The organism is Sphingomonas anseongensis, assembly GCF_023516495.1.
GTDB lineage: Bacteria > Pseudomonadota > Alphaproteobacteria > Sphingomonadales > Sphingomonadaceae > Sphingomicrobium > Sphingomicrobium anseongensis.
Genome location: NZ_JAMGBC010000001.1, coordinates 1 through 19,000 on the forward strand (window position 1 = coordinate 1; position 19,000 = coordinate 19,000).

Annotated in this window: 18 protein-coding genes; 6 read left to right on the forward strand and 12 right to left on the reverse strand. The window is 63.0% G+C overall.

Annotation, left to right across the window (positions count from 1 at the left end):
• The first annotated feature begins 169 nt into the window (after nt 1–169).
• Nucleotides 170–682, forward strand: a complete 513-nt coding sequence (locus LZ519_RS00005) for a superoxide dismutase family protein (protein WP_249866705.1) — start codon at nt 170–172, stop codon at nt 680–682.
• Between the two features lie 43 nt (nt 683–725).
• On the opposite strand, the gene LZ519_RS00010 is transcribed toward LZ519_RS00005, so the two are convergent.
• The 3 genes from LZ519_RS00010 to LZ519_RS00020 all read right to left on the reverse strand — a co-directional run bounded on the left by LZ519_RS00010 (nt 726) and on the right by LZ519_RS00020 (nt 3,080).
• The gene (locus tag LZ519_RS00010; protein WP_249866706.1) at nt 726–1,376 is read right to left on the reverse strand and encodes a hypothetical protein; all 651 of its coding nucleotides are present in this window, start codon (nt 1,374–1,376) and stop codon (nt 726–728) included.
• A gap of 142 nt (nt 1,377–1,518) precedes the next feature.
• Entirely contained in the window at nt 1,519–2,232 is a 714-nt protein-coding gene (locus LZ519_RS00015; RefSeq protein WP_249866707.1) for a type VI secretion system tube protein Hcp, read from the reverse strand.
• Between the two features lie 101 nt (nt 2,233–2,333).
• Complete coding sequence (locus LZ519_RS00020) at nt 2,334–3,080, reverse strand: Hcp family type VI secretion system effector (protein WP_249866708.1); 747 nt, start codon at nt 3,078–3,080, stop codon at nt 2,334–2,336.
• A 111-nt stretch (nt 3,081–3,191) separates the two neighbouring features.
• Between LZ519_RS00020 and LZ519_RS00025 the strand changes: the two genes are divergently transcribed.
• Together LZ519_RS00025 and LZ519_RS00030 are read left to right on the forward strand one after the other, a co-directional pair.
• Nucleotides 3,192–3,725, forward strand: coding sequence for a dihydrofolate reductase family protein (locus LZ519_RS00025; protein ID WP_249866709.1), 534 nt, complete (start codon nt 3,192–3,194; stop codon nt 3,723–3,725).
• A gap of 83 nt (nt 3,726–3,808) precedes the next feature.
• A complete protein-coding gene (locus LZ519_RS00030) occupies nt 3,809–4,462 on the forward strand; it encodes a lipocalin/fatty acid-binding family protein (protein ID WP_249866710.1) in 654 nt (217 codons plus the stop codon).
• Nucleotides 4,463–4,476: 14 nt separating this feature from the next.
• Here LZ519_RS00030 and LZ519_RS00035 read toward each other — a convergent pair whose 3' ends face one another.
• The 8 genes from LZ519_RS00035 to thpR form a co-directional block, all read right to left on the reverse strand.
• Nucleotides 4,477–4,674: a hypothetical protein gene (locus LZ519_RS00035; RefSeq protein ID WP_249866711.1), complete on the reverse strand. Its 198-nt coding sequence runs from the start codon at nt 4,672–4,674 to the stop codon at nt 4,477–4,479.
• A gap of 166 nt (nt 4,675–4,840) precedes the next feature.
• Nucleotides 4,841–7,267 carry an SIR2 family protein gene (locus LZ519_RS00040; protein WP_249866712.1) on the reverse strand — a complete coding sequence of 809 codons (2,427 nt, stop codon included), beginning with the start codon at nt 7,265–7,267 and terminating at the stop codon, nt 4,841–4,843.
• Nucleotides 7,268–7,323: 56 nt separating this feature from the next.
• Complete coding sequence (gene uvrA / locus LZ519_RS00045) at nt 7,324–10,305, reverse strand: excinuclease ABC subunit UvrA (RefSeq protein ID WP_249866713.1); 2,982 nt, start codon at nt 10,303–10,305, stop codon at nt 7,324–7,326.
• Nucleotides 10,306–10,493: 188 nt separating this feature from the next.
• Nucleotides 10,494–11,192 (reverse strand): fimbria/pilus periplasmic chaperone, encoded by a 699-nt coding sequence (locus tag LZ519_RS00050; protein ID WP_249866714.1) that lies wholly within the window; start codon nt 11,190–11,192, stop codon nt 10,494–10,496.
• The gene (locus tag LZ519_RS00055; protein ID WP_249866715.1) at nt 11,189–13,690 is read right to left on the reverse strand and encodes a TcfC E-set like domain-containing protein; all 2,502 of its coding nucleotides are present in this window, start codon (nt 13,688–13,690) and stop codon (nt 11,189–11,191) included. The genes LZ519_RS00050 and LZ519_RS00055 overlap by 4 nt, the downstream gene beginning before the upstream one ends.
• Complete coding sequence (locus tag LZ519_RS00060; protein ID WP_249866716.1) at nt 13,687–14,133, reverse strand: hypothetical protein; 447 nt, start codon at nt 14,131–14,133, stop codon at nt 13,687–13,689. Before LZ519_RS00060 ends, LZ519_RS00055 begins: the two co-directional genes overlap by 4 nt.
• 104 nt (nt 14,134–14,237) lie before the next feature.
• Nucleotides 14,238–14,795, reverse strand: coding sequence for a hypothetical protein (locus LZ519_RS00065; protein WP_249866717.1), 558 nt, complete (start codon nt 14,793–14,795; stop codon nt 14,238–14,240).
• Nucleotides 14,796–14,937: 142 nt separating this feature from the next.
• Nucleotides 14,938–15,483, reverse strand: coding sequence for an RNA 2',3'-cyclic phosphodiesterase (gene thpR, locus LZ519_RS00070; RefSeq protein WP_249866718.1), 546 nt, complete (start codon nt 15,481–15,483; stop codon nt 14,938–14,940).
• 171 nt (nt 15,484–15,654) lie between these two features.
• Between thpR and ppk2 the strand changes: the two genes are divergently transcribed.
• The 3 genes from ppk2 (at nt 15,655) to LZ519_RS00085 (ending at nt 18,077) form a co-directional block, all read left to right on the forward strand.
• The gene (gene ppk2, locus LZ519_RS00075) at nt 15,655–16,482 is read left to right on the forward strand and encodes a polyphosphate kinase 2 (RefSeq protein WP_249866719.1); all 828 of its coding nucleotides are present in this window, start codon (nt 15,655–15,657) and stop codon (nt 16,480–16,482) included.
• Nucleotides 16,483–16,500: 18 nt separating this feature from the next.
• The gene (locus LZ519_RS00080) at nt 16,501–17,160 is read left to right on the forward strand and encodes a DUF4956 domain-containing protein (protein ID WP_249866720.1); all 660 of its coding nucleotides are present in this window, start codon (nt 16,501–16,503) and stop codon (nt 17,158–17,160) included.
• A 161-nt stretch (nt 17,161–17,321) separates the two neighbouring features.
• Nucleotides 17,322–18,077: a Bax inhibitor-1/YccA family protein gene (locus LZ519_RS00085; protein ID WP_249868809.1), complete on the forward strand. Its 756-nt coding sequence runs from the start codon at nt 17,322–17,324 to the stop codon at nt 18,075–18,077.
• A gap of 60 nt (nt 18,078–18,137) precedes the next feature.
• Here LZ519_RS00085 and LZ519_RS00090 read toward each other — a convergent pair whose 3' ends face one another.
• A complete protein-coding gene (locus LZ519_RS00090) occupies nt 18,138–18,998 on the reverse strand; it encodes a dienelactone hydrolase family protein (protein WP_249866721.1) in 861 nt (286 codons plus the stop codon).
• Nucleotides 18,999–19,000 lie beyond the last annotated feature (2 nt).

Consider the following 19,000-nt stretch of genomic DNA (forward strand, 5'->3'; position numbering starts at 1 on the left):
GCCGCCGCCGCCGGCTCCAGAGCGGGGCTAAACGGCAAGCGAGCTTCGGCTCGAGCGAGTAAGAATGACCGGTCCGGGGTTCGCCCCGGGCCGGTTTTTCTTTGCGCTGATGGAGCCTTGACCCGCCGCGTACGCTGACGCTTGGGTCAAAGTTTCGGAGGAGAGAGTCATGCGCAAGACCTTGCCAGCAATCGCCGCAGCCCTGTCAATGAGCGCCTGCACGGCGGTCGACGTCCCGGTGTTGGCGCCGCCGGTAGCGCTGGTCGACGCGGCCGGCCAGTCGATCGGCACCGTCGTTGCATCTCAGACGTCCGGGGGAGTGACCCTGGCGATCAGGGCGTCAGGACTACCGCACGGGCTCCATGGAGTTCACGTGCACGCGGTCGGCCGCTGCGACGCGCCTAAGTTCGAAAGCGCGGGCGGGCACTGGAACCCGGCAAACCGGAAGCACGGGCTCAACAACCCGGAAGGGCCGCACGCCGGCGACATGCCCAACGTAACGGTGTCGTCGAGCGGAGTGGTGAATGAGACGCTTGTGCTGGCTCATGCGAGCCTCGCCGAGCTCGCCGACGCAGATGGATCCGCGCTGGTGATCCACGCGACGGCTGACGATTACATGACCGACCCGAGCGGTAACAGCGGCGCGCGGATCGCATGCGCCGTGCTGGCCCCGGCGCGCTAGACGAGTAAATGGGCGCTCGCACGAGGCGAGCGCCCATCACAAGTTAGCGGCGGTAAGCCGTATTCGCGCGGCTGATGCGAACACCGGTCACTGCTCCGCGATAGTCGACGTTGCAGCGGAAGCTGAGGTTGGCCCTCTGCGTGTAACGCGGATCGGCATAGCCCTGGTTCTGGTAGCCGTAGGCATTGCCATAAGGCTGGGCGTAGGCGCCGGTGCTGATCAGGCCGGTGACGCGAAGGGTGCTGTTCTGCCTGCGCTGGACATCGGTGATTGAGCTCACGCGCATCTGCGACCAGGCGTTGTTGTAGCCGTTGTTCGCATAGCGCGGGTCATAGCCCTGCTGCCCGTAGGCCCCGTTGCGGGCGCCATATTGCGCCTGCGCCTGGGAAAGCGCCGCGGAGGCGCAGCGGCTGACCGCGGTGCGGTCCGACACGGTATAGCGTGTGTTGTTTCCGAGCAGCTGGTTGACGATCTGCTCGATCGGGTTGGTGCCGTAAGGCTGGGCGTAGCCGGGCTGCGCGTAGCCGGGCTGCGCATAGCCGTAGCCGGGCTGCGCATAGCCGTAGCCGGGCTGGCCCGGATAAGGCTGCGGGACAGGCTGCGCGTAGGGGTAGGGGTAAGCCTGCTGCGCGCTGGCCGGGGCGGCGACGGCAATCGTGGCCGCGCCGGCGGCGAGAAGATGGATAAATCTCATTGGGATTTCCTAGTTGGTCCACCGGAAAACGCCGGGGAGTTGCTGCCATAACGCGCCAACACGCTTGTAGGGTGCCTGAACGGCCGCGGCGGCTGCCGTTCATGTGGCGATATTCGGCGGACAGGGCAGGGCGAGCGGCCGCTCAGCCGGTGATGAAAACGGTCTCCATCTTCACCACCATATAGTCGAGCTTTGCCTTGTCCTTCTTCCCCTTCGCGGTGGCGACCGGGGTGCAGCTCGCAACCGTCACGTCACGCATCTCATAGGCCTGGTCGCCGGAGCGGAGAGTGACGGCGGGATAATGCGCGCCGGCGACGCACACGCCCTCGGGCATGGTGAGTTCGACGCTGCCTTGCCTCATCCGGATCGGCATGTGCTGGCGCTTGCCGGTGGCAAGCCCGCTGGCGGAATCGCGCGGAGTCGTAATCGACTGTTGGGGGATGACCGACTTCACGCGTTCGCCGCGGCTGGTCGCCCTCTCCAGCGTCTCAGTCTGCGTTCCGCCAGCCTTTCTTCCGGCAACGGCGACCTGTCCGCCCTCCTGCGGGTCCGCCGAATAGACCTGGCCGCCTTCCTGGGGGTCGGAAGTGTCGCCCGCGGCAGCGTGTCCAGCGACGGTCGCGATCTCCCCGCCTTCCTGCGGGTCCGAAGTTGCGACATCCGGCGGCTGGTCCGCGGCCGCGCCCCACGAGAAGGATTCGATCTCGATTTCGCCCTTGTGCTTGTCGTCGGTGGCTTCGCCTTTGACGTCGCCGAGCTTCAGCAGTGCCGGTTCCGCGAGCGCGGGAACGGCGGCGATGACGGCGGCGGCGGTTGCTATGACCAAGCGCGACAGGCGCGAGCTTGCGGGGGTCATCGGATGCCTCCCTGTTTGAGGGCATACAATTTTACACCCGAGCGCTGAGTCGCGCCTAATCCCGAAGCGGAGCCGCAGTCATTCAGGGCGCTGCCGGGCCGTTATTCGGCCAACGAAGCGTAAGTCAGCGTGCACTTGTCCTGATCCGCGCCGACCGCGGCGCAATCCAGCACGTCAATGTCCTTCAGGTCATAGCTGGCCTTCCGGGTGGTCAACTTCACTTCCGGGATATGCTGGCCCTTCACGCAGGCGCCGCGAGCGACGACGATCGTGACGGTGCCCGTGGGAAGCGGATCGGCGAGCGCGAGCAAGGGCTTGTGCATGCGCTTGCCGGTGGGAAGGCCGCTAGCCGCGTCGCGCGGCGATGTCACCTCATGTTCGAACGTCAGCGCCGGGACCTTTTCATGGTGGCCGGGCGCCGATCGGGACAGGGTCGCGGACGACTTGTCCTGCAGCTTCACCACCGGGATCTCGCTGATCTTCGGCTTTGTCCGTGCAACCTGCCCGCCTTCCTGCGGGTCGGAAGTATAGACCTGGCCGCCTTCCTGCGGGTCTGAGGTGTCGCCGGCGTCGGCGCGTTCGGCGACGGCTCCCCAGGAGAAGGACTGAACCTCGATGGCCGCGGAGCCCGGCTCAAGCTGGAGCGCGGCCGCCGCCTTCGGGCAGAGGGAGGCCGGGCATTCCGGCGTCGTGGGCGGATCGGGGTTCGGATAGGGCACGGGCATCGGGCCCGCCGGCTTCGGCGTTATCGGGGGCGTCGGCACCGGAGCTGCGGTGGCGGACGAAGCGAGAATCAGGATAGAGGTTGCGGCCAAAAGGCGCGACAGGCGCGGGCGTGCGGAGATCATGAAAGCCTCCCCTGCTTGAGCGGTTTCGCCCTTACACCCGAGCGCTGAGTCGCTCCTAATCGCTCTTCCCCCCGCGCCGATTTATACTGCGTGGCGCAAGGGGAGTGACGCATGCGCAAGGTCACCTACGGCGGCGCTATCAGCCTCGACGGGTTCCTCGCCGGCCCGAACGAAGAGATCGACTGGCTTCGCTACAGCGATGACGTGGCGGAGATCATGAAGGAGAGCTTCCGCGGCGTCGACGCGATGCTGATGGGGCGCAAGACCTTCGACTTCGCGCAGCGCATGGGCGGCGGCCCGCCGATGAAGGGCGTCACCACCTACGTCTTTTCGCGGACGATGACGGAGATGCCGGACGGGGCGGATGGCGAGCTGGTCAGCGAGGACGTCGCCGACTTCGTTCGGCGGATCAAAGGCGAGGAGGGCGGCGACATCCTCGTCATGGGCGGCGGCGAGCTCGGCACCGCCCTGATCGACGCCGGCCTGGTCGATGAGATCGGCTTTTCCATCCAGCCGGTGCTTCTCGGCGGCGGGATCCCCGCGTTTCGGGAGCTTAGCACGCGTGTGGAGCTCGAGCTCATCGAGGCGCGGCCCATCGAGCCCGGATGTGTGCTGCTGCGGTACCGGGTGGTGAACCGCGCTTAACCACCAATCCCCCTTTGCAAATTCAACGGCTTGAGCCAGTGTCTCCTCGCGCTCGCACTCGGCGAGTCGCAGGGGGAGTTTCCATGACTATTTCATTGTTCGCGCTAGCCGCGGCTGCGGCCGCACAGGCTGTTGCGCCTCAGGCAAGCATTCAATCGGCACCGGCCGCAACCGTCGCACCGGCTGCGCCGCAGGCGGTAATCATTCAGGCTCCGACATCGAACGTCGTTCGTGCGGGAACCGAGGTTCCGCTGCGGCTCGAGGAAGGGCTCGACTCCAACGACAAGGCGCTCCGCGTCGGCCAGCAGTTCCGCATGTCGGTCGCTAGCGACGTCAGACTCGGCAATCTCGTCGTCATTCCGGCGGGGAGCCTGGCAACCGGCGAAATCACTGACCTTCGGCGCAAGGGCATGTGGGGCAAGTCCGGGCGGATCAACGCCCGGGTGTTGAGCGTGCGCGTAGGCGACCGGCTCATCAGGCTTACCGGAAACTTCGACGACAAGGGCGTGACCGGGACTGCGGGCGTCGTTGCGGCGATTGCCTTCGTTCCAATCGCCGGTTTTTTCATGACCGGCACCAGCGCGAAGATCCCGGCCGGCGGCGGCGTTAAGGGCTTTCTGGATGAGGATATCCAGATCGCCGTGCCGCAGGCCGCGGCGCCGGTGCAAAGCCAGCCGGTGCAGGTGCTATCGGTTCAGCCGGGACCAGCCGCGCAGGGACAGGCCAAGCAGCACTAGCGCGCTCATCGCGGTCAAAGCGCGATGTCGTCCGGCCGGATGACTGCGTCGGCGATTATGGGCAGGCGCGTCGCGGCCGCGCCGTTGGCGAGCGACCAGTAGAGCAAGGCCAGCTCCTCATGCCGCGCCCGGGCGGCGATGGACGCCGCGGCCGCCGCAAACTTCTCTTCTTCGACTGCGCGGCGAGTGAAATAGTCGGAATCGTCAGCCATGGGATTTCGTTCTCCGCCCCCGGATGGGACGCCTGGCACTCGCCCGCCGACGCGGACGAAACGGCAGTAGCGCCCGCGCGGCTGAACGGGAGGTGACGGGGGTGACGAGAGAGCTGCTGCGGTGGATGTCGGGACGGGCGACACCAAGTCCACTATCAAGGCATACCTAACGGACTTCCGCGATATAGTCGCGAGTATCTCCAAGTGCCTTGCGCGCTCGCGTCCAATAAACCGACTTCCTGACTGCCGACGGTGCAGAATCAGAGACCTTGATCAACTGTGCACACCAATCTGAAATGCGGTCAAGCTGATCGCGTGAGAACTTCTCATGATGAGTCTCTACGTATTCCAGGTAATTGATCGCTACCCTGTAGGGATAGAATCCCTCACGGAAGTTCCTGACTTGACGTTGAAGTATTTCGTTTGCCTCCGACAAAGCCTCGAAATAGTCGTTCCAGTGGCCAGTCTGTACACGAGATAGCAGGAGAAATTTAGCATAATGGTTTTCAATTTGATACGGGTCGTAGCCACCCCAGCGGCTTGCTAGACCGAATGCGGTAGTGAAATGCGAATCCGCGTTGACGAAATCCTCGAATGACATGCAAGCGATTGCGTATTGTAGCCAGAACTGAGGATTATTAATCCCTACGCCACTTGCGCGTATTGCTTCAAAGTACGCAACTAACTTTCGCTCCTTGTCTTCATCGGTGAGTATCCCTTCTATAAAACCGAACCTCATCAATGCTTTAAGAAGATCGTTATAAACCGCAGAAGCGTCCCTAAGGCGGTCCAATCGTCTAAGTATCTCGGGTACGAATTCGAGAATTAGGTGATCCGGAACCACCTCGTTGAGGACGGATTTTGCGAAGGCAGGGGAACGCACCGAGACTTCGAAGCGGTCAAAGTCCACGAATTCGCGAATAATCTCATTCGATTGATAAGAGCCGTATTTGAATAGATCAGATTGTACGACCTCACACAGCTGGGCGACACTCAACCGCACGCCTGAATATGCAGCGCTAAGCGCCACGATCACCGACCGCTTGATGTCTGGCGGCTGCGCGTCCAGTCCGGCAAATTCCCTCCGAACCCGGCGAAAAATGTCTGATGATCGGCAGACGTCGACGAGAACCGTCGCCAAATCGGAGCGGCATGATCGAGTGATGTAATCCAGCCGAGCTTCTAACCGGTCGCCCTGTCGTGAACCCCAAAGCCCATTCGCATAGAGGATGTCGTCAAAATCCCGCGCCTCGTCTTCGGTCAGCCCCTCTAGATCATAGACTTCGAAGTCTTCTCCAAAAGCATCTGTTAGATCGCCAACTCTCGTCTGCAGTGCGGCACTTCGGGCCGTGAGCACAACGGATACAAGTGGGAAACGTTCGATCAGGTACTTGATTTGCGACGCGTACGAGAACCCATGTTCGAAGAATACAACCAGCTTCTCCTGATCCACAGACCCGAGGCCCGTGATATAGTCGATATCATGGGGCAACCCATCAGGGTCGCCATTGAAAGCTAAGACGCGTCTTCCCTCCGCCAGACAATAGTGAGCGAATTCCATCAAACCACAAGTTTTGCCATTGCCTAATTTGGAGTGGAGCAAGATACGCATTGGCCCGCCGTCTAGACCCTTCGCGGCGTTACCAATCTGCTCTCTCGCTACGTAATAATCGTGCGTCGCATTGACCAAGTCACGGGTAATAAAGGCCCCGTCTACGTCGCCCTTAATCAAGAAATTGACGATTTCATCTCTGCTGGCCTGTTGGCTCGCGACATCGAGCTTAAGTTCCTGAAGACTCGCGAGGTATGGAGCGGCTCGAGCTGCTTCGACGTCTTCGGCATCGGGAAATTCAGCCCCGACATCACTGATATCGCGCGCAATGACATTGCCATACGGAGCGACGGTCAGTTGCGTCGCACGACCTGCGTTAGCTCCGATCACGAAGAAGGTTTTTTCGCGCAAGGATGGGTCGCGATAAAGCAGACGCGCGATATCGAGGTCGGCTAGAGAATAACCAAAGAAGAATATTGAGTCTGCGTAGGCCGCATCACTGCGGAAACGTTCCGGCCAGCCCGACTGAGACAGAATATCAGCCGCGTATTGCCTGTCGGTAAGCGCGTACGACGACTCCCAGTCCGAATCTGTGATCCGCTCTACGAATCCATGAAGGTGAACAATGGCGGTATATCCGGCGTGATCCCGGGGTCTGTCCAGAACCGTTACGGAGTTGGCGTCCAACCCAGCTTTTCGACGCGCGACCTCGATGACGTCGTCATAGTTGGTCGTGTAGATCTGCATCCACGGCAGGCTGGCAATCAGCAGTTGGTCGTCAGAAATATTGGCGGCGCGGTACTGGGTTTTGATGACGTCACGAATGTCAGGCTGACACTTTTTTTCTTGGTAAATCTGAGCCGCCAGCCGAAGCGGCAGTATTTCCTCTTCACCTGCAGCCTTTGAGAGAGCTTCGGCAAATTCCCCAGCATCCGCCAAACTCTTGCCGTTGTAATTAGTCGCGGCTCGAGAGAAGCCTGCACCGAAAAATGCAACGCTTCGCTGCAAGTGAACTCGACGTGCCGCGTCTTGGAGATCCAACTTAGCCCCCTCGTATCAACATGCATCTATCAGGGTGCTTTGCAAGCCGAGGCACGCTACTTCGCCGCGATGAGGTCGGGCTGATCCTCGTCTGACGTGCGCTTGCGGCGCGCCTTCTTCGCTGGCTGAGCCGCCGCCTTCACCGGCTGCACCGACGCGCGCTCCAGAAGCGGCTTCAGATACTGGCCGGTGAAGCTCTTCGGCTCAGCTGCGACATCTTCCGGCGTTCCGGTCACCACGATCTTCCCGCCGTTGACGCCTCCGCCCGGGCCAAGATCAATCACATGATCGGCAGTCTTGATGACGTCGAGGTTGTGCTCAATCACCACCACCGTATTGCCCTGCTCGACCAGGCGGTGGAGCACCTCCAGGAGCTTGCGCACGTCCTCGAAATGGAGACCCGTGGTCGGCTCGTCGAGTATGTAGAGCGTCTTGCCGGTGGCCCGCCGCGACAGCTCCTTCGACAGCTTCACCCGCTGCGCCTCTCCGCCCGATAGCGTCGTCGCCTGCTGGCCGACCTTGATGTAGCCGAGGCCGACTTCCTGGAGCATCCGCATCTTGTCGCGGATGCCGGGCACCGCCTTGAAGAATTCGGCCGCGTCCTCGACCGTCATGTCGAGCACGTCGGCGATCGACCTGCCCTTGAACTTCACCTCCAGAGTTTCGCGGTTGTAGCGCTTGCCGTGGCAGACGTCGCAGGTGACGTAGACGTCGGGGAGGAAGTGCATCTCGATCTTCAGGAGGCCGTCGCCCTTGCACGCCTCGCAGCGGCCGCCCTTGACGTTGAATGAGAAGCGGCCGGGCTTGTAGCCGCGCGCCTTGCTCTCGGGCAGGCCGGCGAACCAGTCGCGGATGTTGGTGAAGGCGCCGGTGTAGGTCGCCGGGTTGGAGCGCGGGGTTCGGCCGATCGGCGACTGGTCGATGTCGATGACCTTGTCGAGATGCTCGAGGCCGGTGATCTTGCTGCACGGGCCGCAGATTATGCGGGCGCCGTTGAGGGCGCGGGCGGCGCCTGCGTAGAGCGTGTCGATCGTCAGCGACGACTTGCCCGAGCCGCTGACGCCGGTGACACAGGTGAAGGTTCCGAGCGGGAAGCTGGCGGTGACCTCGCGGAGGTTGTTGGCGGTCGCTCCGTGGACGGTGACGGCCTTGCCGTTGCCCTTGCGGCGGGCGTGGAGGATCGGGATCTCGCGGCGGCCGGAAAGATAGTCGGCGGTGATACTTCCCTCGCAGGCCAGCAGGTCGTCCAGCGTGCCCGAGCAGACGACTTCGCCGCCGTGGACGCCCGCGCCGGGCCCCATGTCGATGACGTGGTCGGCGGTCCGGATCGCCTCCTCGTCATGCTCGACGACGAGCACGGTGTTGCCAAGGCCGCGGAGGCGCTTGAGGGTCTCCAGCAGCCGATCGTTGTCCTTCTGGTGGAGGCCGATCGACGGCTCGTCGAGGACGTAGAGGACGCCCGACAGGCCGGAGCCGATCTGTGAGGCGAGGCGGATTCGCTGGCTCTCGCCGCCGCTGAGGGTGCCCGACTTGCGGTCGAGGTGGAGGTAGTCGAGCCCGACATTGTGGAGGAAGCCGAGGCGCTCGTTGATCTCCTTGAGGATCGCGCGCGCAATCTCGCTTTGCTGCGGGGTCAGCTTCTCGTCGAGCGTCGAGAACCAGCTCAGCGCGTCGGTGACCGACCGCTGCGAGGCGGAGCTGATATGCTCGCCGGCGATCTTCACGCTCAGCGCTTCGGGCTTGAGGCGGGCGCCCTGGCAGACCTCGCACGGACGGCTGCCCTGGTAGCGCGACAGCTCCTCCTTCATCCACGCGCTCTCGGTCTGGTTGTAGCGGCGCTGAAGGTTGGCGAGCACGCCTTCGAACGGCTTCTTCACCTCGTAGCTCTTGCGGCCGTCCATGAAGCGAAGGACGACCGGGCGGCCTTCGGTACCGTAGAGCACCACGCGCTGCGCCTGCTCGGGCAGGTCGCGCCACGGAACGTCGAGCGTGAAGTCGTAGGCGCGAGCCAGCGAGCTCAGCACCTGCATGTAATAAGGGGAGGGCGGCTGCGACTTGGCCCACGGCACGACCGCGCCCTTGGCGATCGAGAGGTTATGGTTGGGGACGACCAGGTCCTCGTCGAACACGAGCTTCTCGCCGAGGCCGTCGCAGGCGGGGCAGGCACCCTGCGGGGCGTTGAACGAGAACAGCCGCGGTTCGATCTCGGCGATCGTGAAGCCGGAGACCGGGCAGGCGAACTTCTGCGAAAAGACGATGCGGCCGGGTGCGCCGAAATCGAGCTTCATTCCCGATTGCGAGGCGTCGGGCTCCGCCGGCGGATCGGCGGGGTCGAGATAGGCGAGGCCGTCGGCAAGCTTCAGCGCGGTTTCGAAGCTGTCGGCGAGGCGTGACTCGATACCCTCGCGAATGACGACGCGGTCGACCACCAGCTCGATGTCGTGCTTGTACTTCTTGTCGAGCGCGGGCGCGTCCTCGATGTCGTGGAACTGGCCGTCGATTCGGACGCGGGTGAAGCCCGCCTTCTGCCACTCGGCCAGCTCCTTGCGGTACTCGCCCTTGCGGCCTCGTACGACCGGGCTGAGCAAATAGTGGCGCGAGCCTTCGGGCAGCGCCATCGCTCGGTCGACCATCTGGCTGACCTGCTGCGCCTCGATCGGAAGGCCGGTCGCGGGCGAATAAGGAACGCCGACGCGAGCCCACAGCAGCCGCATGTAATCGTAGATCTCGGTGACGGTGGCTACGGTCGAGCGCGGGTTCTTCGACGTCGTCTTCTGCTCGATCGAGATGGCGGGCGACAGGCCGTCGATATGCTCGACGTCGGGCTTCTGCATCATCTCCAGGAACTGGCGCGCGTAGGCGGAGAGGCTCTCGACGTAGCGCCGTTGGCCTTCCGCATAGATCGTGTCGAAGGCGAGGCTGGACTTGCCCGAACCCGACAGGCCGGTGATGACCGTCAGGCTCTCGCGCGGAATCTCGACGTCGACCCCTTTGAGGTTGTGCTCGCGCGCGCCGCGGACGCTTATGTGGGTCAGCATACGGTAGACCTATGCTTCGAAATATGGGCCAGCATGGGTGAGTTTGTTCCGCCTATGTTCTTGGTTTACGCGTGCGCCGTGAGGCGGTCAACGCTACGCAGCCCAAATGGTAATTGTTCCTCCGAATTGCGAGCCGTTTTTCAGCGACCTGCGGCCAAGCCGATCAAGGGGGCGCCAGTGGCAGCGGGCTAGAAGACCTTGCGCACGTTCTGGTCGGGCGAGCGGATCGTATATTCCGCATGGTGGCCGGGCTTCAGGTCAGCGGCCCATTCGGCACCGGGATAGAGACGCTTGCCGGGAAGCTCCGAACAGTCCCGCCCTGTGGAGTCGCATTGGCGGCCGTCGATCATCTCGACGCTGACGTTCCCGTCGTTGCGAAAAGTCGCTTTGTCCGCAGATCGGGTAAAGACGACCTTGGCGTGCGGCTGAGACGGCCGGACGAGCACGAGGACGTCGTATCCGACAAGGATCTTGAGCCCGGACTTGGTCGACGAAATCGTACCCACGACCGGCTTGACCGTCACGCGATAGTCGCGCTCGCGCTCGGGGGGCACGGAGAGTTCGGCGATCCGGATCAGCTTCCGTTCGCCCGGCTCCAGGATCATCCGTGCAGGCGAGACGAGGAGGCCGAGCTTGGCAGGATCCGGGTCCTGGCGACGAGTCTCCGCAGCCGTGCCGGCATTGACGACCTCTTTCGGCTCGACAGCGACATAGGTCCGGTCCGGAGAGTTGTTCCAGACTTCGACGTCCTGGCGCAATGCTTTGCCCGGCTCGAGCTCTATGATGAGCTGACTGAGCACGAGGTCGGCGTGCGCGGGCGCAAGCGGCATTGCACAGGTCGCCACAAGCAGCGCGGTCCAGCGGCGCAAATATCGTCCGAAGGTCATTGGCAAATCACTTTCCCGAGTGGCGCAAAATCGTTGGCGGGCTTCGCCGCAGTTACCTGAATCTCGCAATGATCTCCGCCATGGGTCACCTTGAGCCGGTCTCCATTTGCGGTGTCGATCTGAAAATAGCCGTTGTCGTCCGTCTCCCCGATCGAATGCGGAGCTTGAACCATTGCGTTGGCGATCGGCCGTCCGTCTTTACCGACCGCCTGTCCGAAAGCGGTGAAGTAGGAACGGGCTGTCCAGCGGAGGACCCGCGCCGTGCCCGGATAGAGAGTGACTTGCTGATCGCCGTTATCGAAGCTCACAGGTGCTCCGCTCGGGGGCCGCACCCGGACCTGATAGGATCGGTAGGACTGTAAATGGATCGGAAGCTGTCCGCCTGATCGGACATGCCCGTACGGCATGCTGTTGACGAATACGTCGAAGAGGGCATCGCCGGCCTGACCATCGACCGCGATAATGACGGCGCCGTCTTCGAGGTCGCGAGAGCCCAGGCCGACCGTTCCACCGCCGACCGCGATGGCCGTCTGAAGTGCGACGCCATATTGAACGCCGCCGCTGCCCTCGATGCTGTCGAGAATGTCGGCGCGAACGTTTCCATAACGGGTGAAAGCAGTCGCGCCGGCGTGTGCGACGGTGGAGTCCGGCGCCCGTTGGATGCCGGCGCCCGCAGAAATATCGGTTCGGTTGCTGTCCGAGTAAATATAATTGGCGGAGAGCCCCCCCAACATGCGCGTGCTCGATGGGACGCCATGGTCCCGGCTGTGGACGGATCCGAGGCCAGCGTCGCCGAGGACGGATACATGTTTTCCAGTGTACACCAGTCGAAGCCCGGCAAATCCGGCCGTCGTTGTTCGTGTCCTTTGTCCGTCGGCCTGAAAGGTGAGCTGGAAGCCGTTCCGAGTAAGCAGCGGCCAAGTCACGCTTGGTCCGAAGCTGTAGTCGGAACGATGATCGGCATCCTTGCGAAGCGAACCCGTGACCGACAGGTATGCTCGTCCGATCACATAGCCGACGCTTCCGCTCGCCTGGGTGTAGGACCCGCCCACTTGGGCGCCCGTCGGCTGGCCTCCGGCGAAGCTGTCAATGAAAGTCGCCGTCGGAATCAACGGGCGGCCATCCTCGCTCCACACGCGGCGGAGGTCGAACGAGAAATTGAAGCGGCCCCGGCCGCTGGAGTTACCCTGCAGAAGGACGGCTTTGTCTCCATCGGCGGAGGCCAGGCCTGCCGCGCGGAACTGTCCGATGTCGTTGAGCAGCCAGGCGCCGGCTTCCACCATCTGCTTGTGCTGAGTTCCGATCAGCGACAGGTCGACGGCGATCGCCTGGCTGAGCCGACGAGCGGTTCCGACCTGGTAATAGAGCGTGTCGGAGAGGCTGATCGGCCGATCGAGCCGCGTGTTCGCGAGCATTCCTACGTAGCCGAAATAGAGCGGTTGGGCGATCGGCGCGATCTGCGGCGCCTTGACGAAGAAGCGACGCTCCTCGCGCACCGTGCCGTCCGCGTTGTGAATTTGCAGGACGAGCGGATAGGATCCGTCCGGAAGGCCGCTGGTGTCGAGGACGTCATTGCCTGCGTCATAGCTGCGCGAGCCGACGAGGCGCCCGTCGATCAGGAATTCGACGCGCGCCGGCTGCGATAGGAACAGCACGAGCGGCGTGCCGCTTAGAGCATCGCGATCGGCGCGGGTATCGAACTGGGTTCCGAACCCGACGCCTGCGATCCGCCTGCGACCGGTAATGTCGAGGCCGGGCGCCCAGAACAGCCCCGCGGAGTAGCGCACTTGGTCGCGGTCCATCTCGGCGACGAGATCGTCGACGACCAGCCCCTGGCGCGACGCATAGGATAAGTCCGAGACAAGACGTCCGGGCCCGACGGCCAGGATGGTCCGATTCTGGACGTTGTAGGTCGTGCGGTCCCCGGACGATCCGGACAGGCTCAGCCCAACGACGCTGGTCAGCGACGGGACACTGTCAGGTGCATCGAGATATTTCTGTTCGGAAACCGGGACCTCGCTGAGCATTGCGGGCGGTACGAATATATCGACCCGGAAGCGGCCTTCGTTGAAGATCACTCCAGGCGCTCCCGTCTCGAGCGAGCCGCAGTCGTGGGATTTCATCTGTCCGCAGACGAGGTCGGCATGACTTTGCAGGTCACCCGCAAGAGCGTTGCCCAAGTCGGTGGGGCTGCTCAGGTGCGGAATAAGCGAGGCGACCTTCTGCGGATCGCGGAACTGAATGAAACCGGGCCTCGCCGTCGCAATCGCGTCGCCGACCCTTTTTCCCCCGAAATAGACGTCGACGAGGATTTCGCGCGGTTGCGCCAGATCGTCGAAGCCCGGCGGTGTGCTGGCGAACAGGAACTCGCTTCCGTTGCTTGAGTCCGTCGCACCGGTCCCAGTGCTATTTGCGGCGGAGGCGAAGGCGGGCGATGCAGCGAGTGCCAGCGCCAGTGCTGTAGCAAGCGCCCACGTTCGAGCGGGAAGCCGGCTCATTCCGCGCCAATGACGAGCGTCAGAGTCCCTTGATAAGTGTCGGCTCTTGCGGTCGAGAGCGCCGCTGAGGTGAGGATCACGATCAGGCTCGCCGATGTCGGCGGACCGCTGTTGCAGGCCTGCTGGGTCGCGGTGCTGACCAACCCCGTAAGCGGCAGGTTGGCAGTGAGTTGCGTTCCCGAACTGCGCCCGGGCAGGTTATTCCACTCAACGGCGTAAGCCAGCGATGAGGACGTCGAAGCAAGGGTGAATGCCCCGCCCGCTCCCGTGCCGCTGGCCGTGACGCGGTAACCCTTTGTCGCGGTGCTGCTGAACAGGCACACGCTTTGGGGGCTGATGGCATCGACAGTCAGGTCCGTGATCAGCGGAAGTGTTACGTCGCTCAGCTTCGAGATGCGGACGTTGTTGCTCTGCGCAAGCGCCGGCCCCGAGCACAGGGCCAAGAGCGCGCACAAGCCGCTACGCAAGCGACAGCGAAGCGGCACGAGGCCGCTTCGTTCCCGATTGTTAGCGGTGGCGAAGAGACCGTCAGCCACCCAGCCCACCGTTATTCTGGCGCGACCACCAGAGTGAGAGTGCCTGTGTAGGCCGTCGCAGACCCGACGGCCGCCTGCATTTGCGCAGTGCTGAACTTCACGAACATCGTTGCGCTGGTCGAAGCGGAGCAGTTCGGAGCGGTTGCGTTCGACGTAAAGCCGGTCTTGGCCACGTTCGTGGTCAGTGCCTGACCGCTGACCGCCCCCGACGTTCCCGCCCACTCGACCGTATAGTCGAGCTTGTTGGCCCCGCTTGCGAGCTTGAACGTGTTGCCGGTGCCGCCGCCGTCGCCGGTCGCGGTAACGTTGTAGCCCTTCGTCGAGGTGTTGCTCCAAACGCAGACGTTCTCCGAGCTGGAAGCCGCCGTCGTCGGGTCGAGCGTTCCAAAGTTGAGATCCGTCAGTCCGGTAATCTGCACGCGCGCAGGAACGGTGGCCGTGACCAGGACGCTTCCCTGCGACGTGGCGCCGAGGCTTCCCTGTTGCGGCGTCGCCTGAGCCCCTGTCGAGGACGCGAGCAGCACGAGGCTCGCGGCGGCGCCGAAGCGCCTCCAATTCATGATTGCCATCTCTAATTCCCCCACCGAGTAAATTCGATCCATCCACTATGGAGCGAATTGGGTAGGCCGTATTTATCCGTGGCCTGGCGAGCCTACAATTTATCGGACGTTATCTGCCAATCGTTAACTGTGGCCGATTTAACGCAATTTACTAACAATCACTTAACTTTAACGGGTAAGCTGCCACCTCCTCGTAGTGCGCGCCGTGGCGCGACAGGTGGCTTTCGAACAGGATGAACCTGTCGACCTCGAAAACGGTCGAAGCCAGAGTTGCGTGGCGCTGCTCGAACGCGTCGGCCTCGACCCGGCCATCGCGTCGGTAGCGGGCGAGCGTAACGTGCGGATGAAAGGCTCGCCGTTCGGGCTCGAGCCCGGCCAGTACACACGCGCGATCGATCTTGGCGGCTAGCTCGGCGACCGGCCTCCGAGGCTCGACGCCGGCCCACAACGTGCCTCCGTTGCGGCGATCGAAGCGTCCGATGCCGCTGATCTTCAACTCGAACCCGGGGAATGCGATCCGTCCAAGGGAGTCCGCCACGTCGTTGGCTAGCGGACGTTCCACCTCCCCGATGAAGCGAAGGGTCAGGTGAAGATTGTCGTCGCTGACCCAACCAAGCTCCGGACTGTCGTCCATTGCGTCGATGAGGAGATCGCGGATCGGCTCGGGCGGCCGGATTGCGACGAACAGCCGGTGCATTCGAGCCTTGTACCGAAACGCCTAAAGCGGCGCGAACTCCTCACGGTCGCGCCGCAGCGGCGGCGGCTTGCCATAAGTCGCCCCCTCGCAATCGCCTAAGCACGATCCGATTGCGGGAGAGATTGCCCATCATGCGCCGAGATGCCACATACGCTGGCGGGGGAGGCTCGGATGAGCGAGTTCAAGAAACTCACTTACCCGGAATATGAGCAGCTGGCGAAGCCGCTGCTGAAGGAGCTCGCGCGGATGGCGCGGTGGCTCGCGGAAACCGGACAGCGCATCGTCGTCGTATTCGAAGGGCGCGATACGGCCGGTAAGGGCGGCTCGATCGATGCAATCGCCCGAGTCCTCAATCCGCGCCAGTGCCGGGTTGCAGCGCTCCCGTCCCCGAGCGATCGCGAACGCGGCCAATGGTATTTCCAACGCTATATTCCCTACCTTCCGGCCAAGGGCGAGATCACCCTCTTTGATCGCAGCTGGTACAACCGGGCGGGGGTTGAGCCGGTCATGGGCTTCTGCTCGCAGGAGGAAACGGAAGGGTTCCTGAAGGCGGTCCCGGAGTTCGAGCGCCACCTGGTCGACGACGGAATCCTGCTCTTCAAATATTGGCTGTGCTGCGACCAGGATCGCCAGGAAGAGCGGTTCGAGAACCGCCTCCTTAATCCACTCAAGCGGTGGAAGTTGTCGTCGATCGATGTGCAGGCCCGCACCCGCTACGATTCCTATACGGAAGCGCGCGAGCGGATGCTGGAGGCGACCCACACTGAATTCGCGCCGTGGACGTTGGTCGAATTCAACGATCAGGCGCTCGGCCGCCTGACCCTGCTTCGCGATTTCCTGGATCGGATCCCGGACACGGATCTGCCTGTCAAGGAAATGGAATGGCCGCCGCTCCCAGGGGAGCCGCTGAAGGAGCGCTATCGAGTTATCCAGCCGATTCCGGCCTATCCGATCGAAAGTGCGCCGCGAGAGGCAGACGGAGAATCCGCTTACGGTTGATTTGGGGGAGGAAAAGACATGGGGACGAAGCTGCTTGGGAGGCTGACGCTATATTATGTTGCGATCGCCGTAATCGTGTTCGTCGCCGTGCAGATATGGCCGGAGTTTAGGAATTACCTGCCCGTAGGCGGCGTCGAGCAGCTCATCAGCCAGCCGAGCAAGAACCCGCTCCAGGGAGATGCAATCCACGCGCAGCATGTGGCGAACCTCGGCCAGAGCCTGTTCTGGCTCATTGTCGCGATCATCGGCGCGTTCCTCTGCTCGCTGCCAGTCAGCTGGGTCTACATGGCGGTGCGGAGCGGCGAGGAATATGACCAGTCGCTGGTGCACACGATCCTGGTGCTTCCGATGGTCGTCACCGGAATTGTCATCGTCGTCCAGAACTCCCTAGCCCTCGCCTTTTCGCTCGCAGGCATTGCCGGCGCGGTGCGCTTCAGGAACTCCCTCAAGAGCTCAGGCGACGCCCTGTTCATCCTGCTCGCGGTCGGTATCGGGCTCTCGGCCGGCATCGGCGCCGTCGAACTGGCCGCAGTCATGAGCATCATGCTCAGCTACTGCTTCACCATGCTGTGGATGGCGGAATATGGCGAGAAAGCGGGTATGAAGCGCTATCTCGCCGACTTCGACGGGATCGACCATTCTGCGCCTCCGGAACCGCCGAAGAAAAAGAAGAAATAACGCTTGCCGAGCGACAGATCGGGCCGGATCCGAAACAACCGGGGCGGCCAAGGCGAGTTATCGTTTGGCACGCCTTGTCCGGTTTTGCTTGAAACGCCCTCTGGCATTGCCGATATTGGCTTCGGGAGCACGGGCCCTTAGCCCGTCCGATAGGAGAAATGATGCAGAACCAGTTTGACCCGCGCAGCACTACGAACAGTAGTGGCGGTGTGAACACGGCGACAGTCGGTGTTCCGCGCGCCGCGCGCGATGCGGGCCTTCGGTCCTACATGCTGTCAGTTTACAATTATATGGCGTCCGGCGTCCTTCTGACGGGCATCGTGGCGCTATTGTTCGCGCCTTATGCCCAGGGCGTGCTTCTCAACCAGGCCGGCACCGGGATGAGCCCGCTGGGCTGGCTGATCACTCTTTCGCCGCTCGGCTTCATCCTGGCGATGAACTTCGGGCTCCACCGGATGCAGACCCGGACTCTGCAGATGCTCTTCTGGGCATTTGCGGCCGTGATGGGCCTGTCGATGTCGACAATCTTCATCGCCTACACCGGAACCTCCATCGCCCAGACCTTCTTCGCGGTGGCCGCCGGCTTCGCCGGGCTGAGCCTTTACGGCTACACGACCAAGCGCGACCTTTCGGGAATGGGCACGTTCCTGATCATGGGCGTGGTGGGGCTGCTGGTCGCGATGCTGATCAACCTGTTCCTGCAGTCCGCGGCGATGATGATGGCAATCAGCGCCATCGGCGTGCTGCTGTTCGCGGGCCTGACCGCCTACGATACGCAGAAGATCAAGAGCATGTACGCCTATGTCGCCGGAAGCGACATGATGGGCAAAGTCGTGATCATGGGGGCGCTGAACCTCTATCTCGACTTCGTGAACATGTTCATGTTCCTGCTGCAGTTCATGGGCAACCGCCGTTAGGCGGACGCCTTAAGCGAAACGGAAGGGCCGGCGGAAACGCCGGCCCTTTTTCATTATGGCCTAGGCCAGGTGACGCTTGAAGAAAGCGACCGTTCGGCCCCACGCCAGGGTTGCAGCCGCCTTGTCGTAGCGTTCCACCGAGGTGTCGTTGTTGAAGGCGTGATTAGCGCCGTCGTACAGATAGAAGCGGACGGTTTTCCCCGTCGCCCGAAGCGCCTCGACCCAGGGAAAGGACGTGCGGTTGACTCGATCGTCCAGCCCGGCGTCATGGATCAGCATCGCCGCTTCGACCTTCGGCGCTTCGGCGGGGTCGGGAGCAGGTCCGTAATAGGGAACGCCGGCGTCCAGCTTGTCGCCGGCCGCGACCGCCAGCCGGTTGACGAACCCACCGCCCCAGCAGAATCCGACGGCGCCGACCTTTCCGCCCCGGCTCGATTTCGAGAGCTCATCGATTATAGCAACCGCGTCCGACACGGACTTGGCGAGGTCGAGCTTGCCGATCGCGTCGCGCGCTGCATCCTCGTTGGACGGCGTGCCGCCGGAGGGCGAGAGGAAGTCGGCAGCCACCCCCCGGTAGCCGGCAAGCGCAATTCGGCGAGTGACGTCGCGGATATGCTCGTTGAGGCCGCGGTTCTCGTGGATGACGATCACGGTGGGCTTCAGCGAACGCGTGCGCGGTTCGGCGACGTAGGCGCTGTAACCGTTGGCGAGCTTCTGCACGCGCGTCGTCAGCCGCTTGTCGTCGGCCGGGACAATCGCAGCAGCGGCAGGGGAGGCGGCGATCGATCCGATCAGCGCTTCGGCCGCGGCGACGCTCCCGGCAATGGCAGCCATCCGGCGAATGAAGACACGACGGTCCATGCCCTCATGGGTGAAGCGGTCATAGAGGTCGATCGCCTGGTGGCGGGTCTGCGGGTCCATGG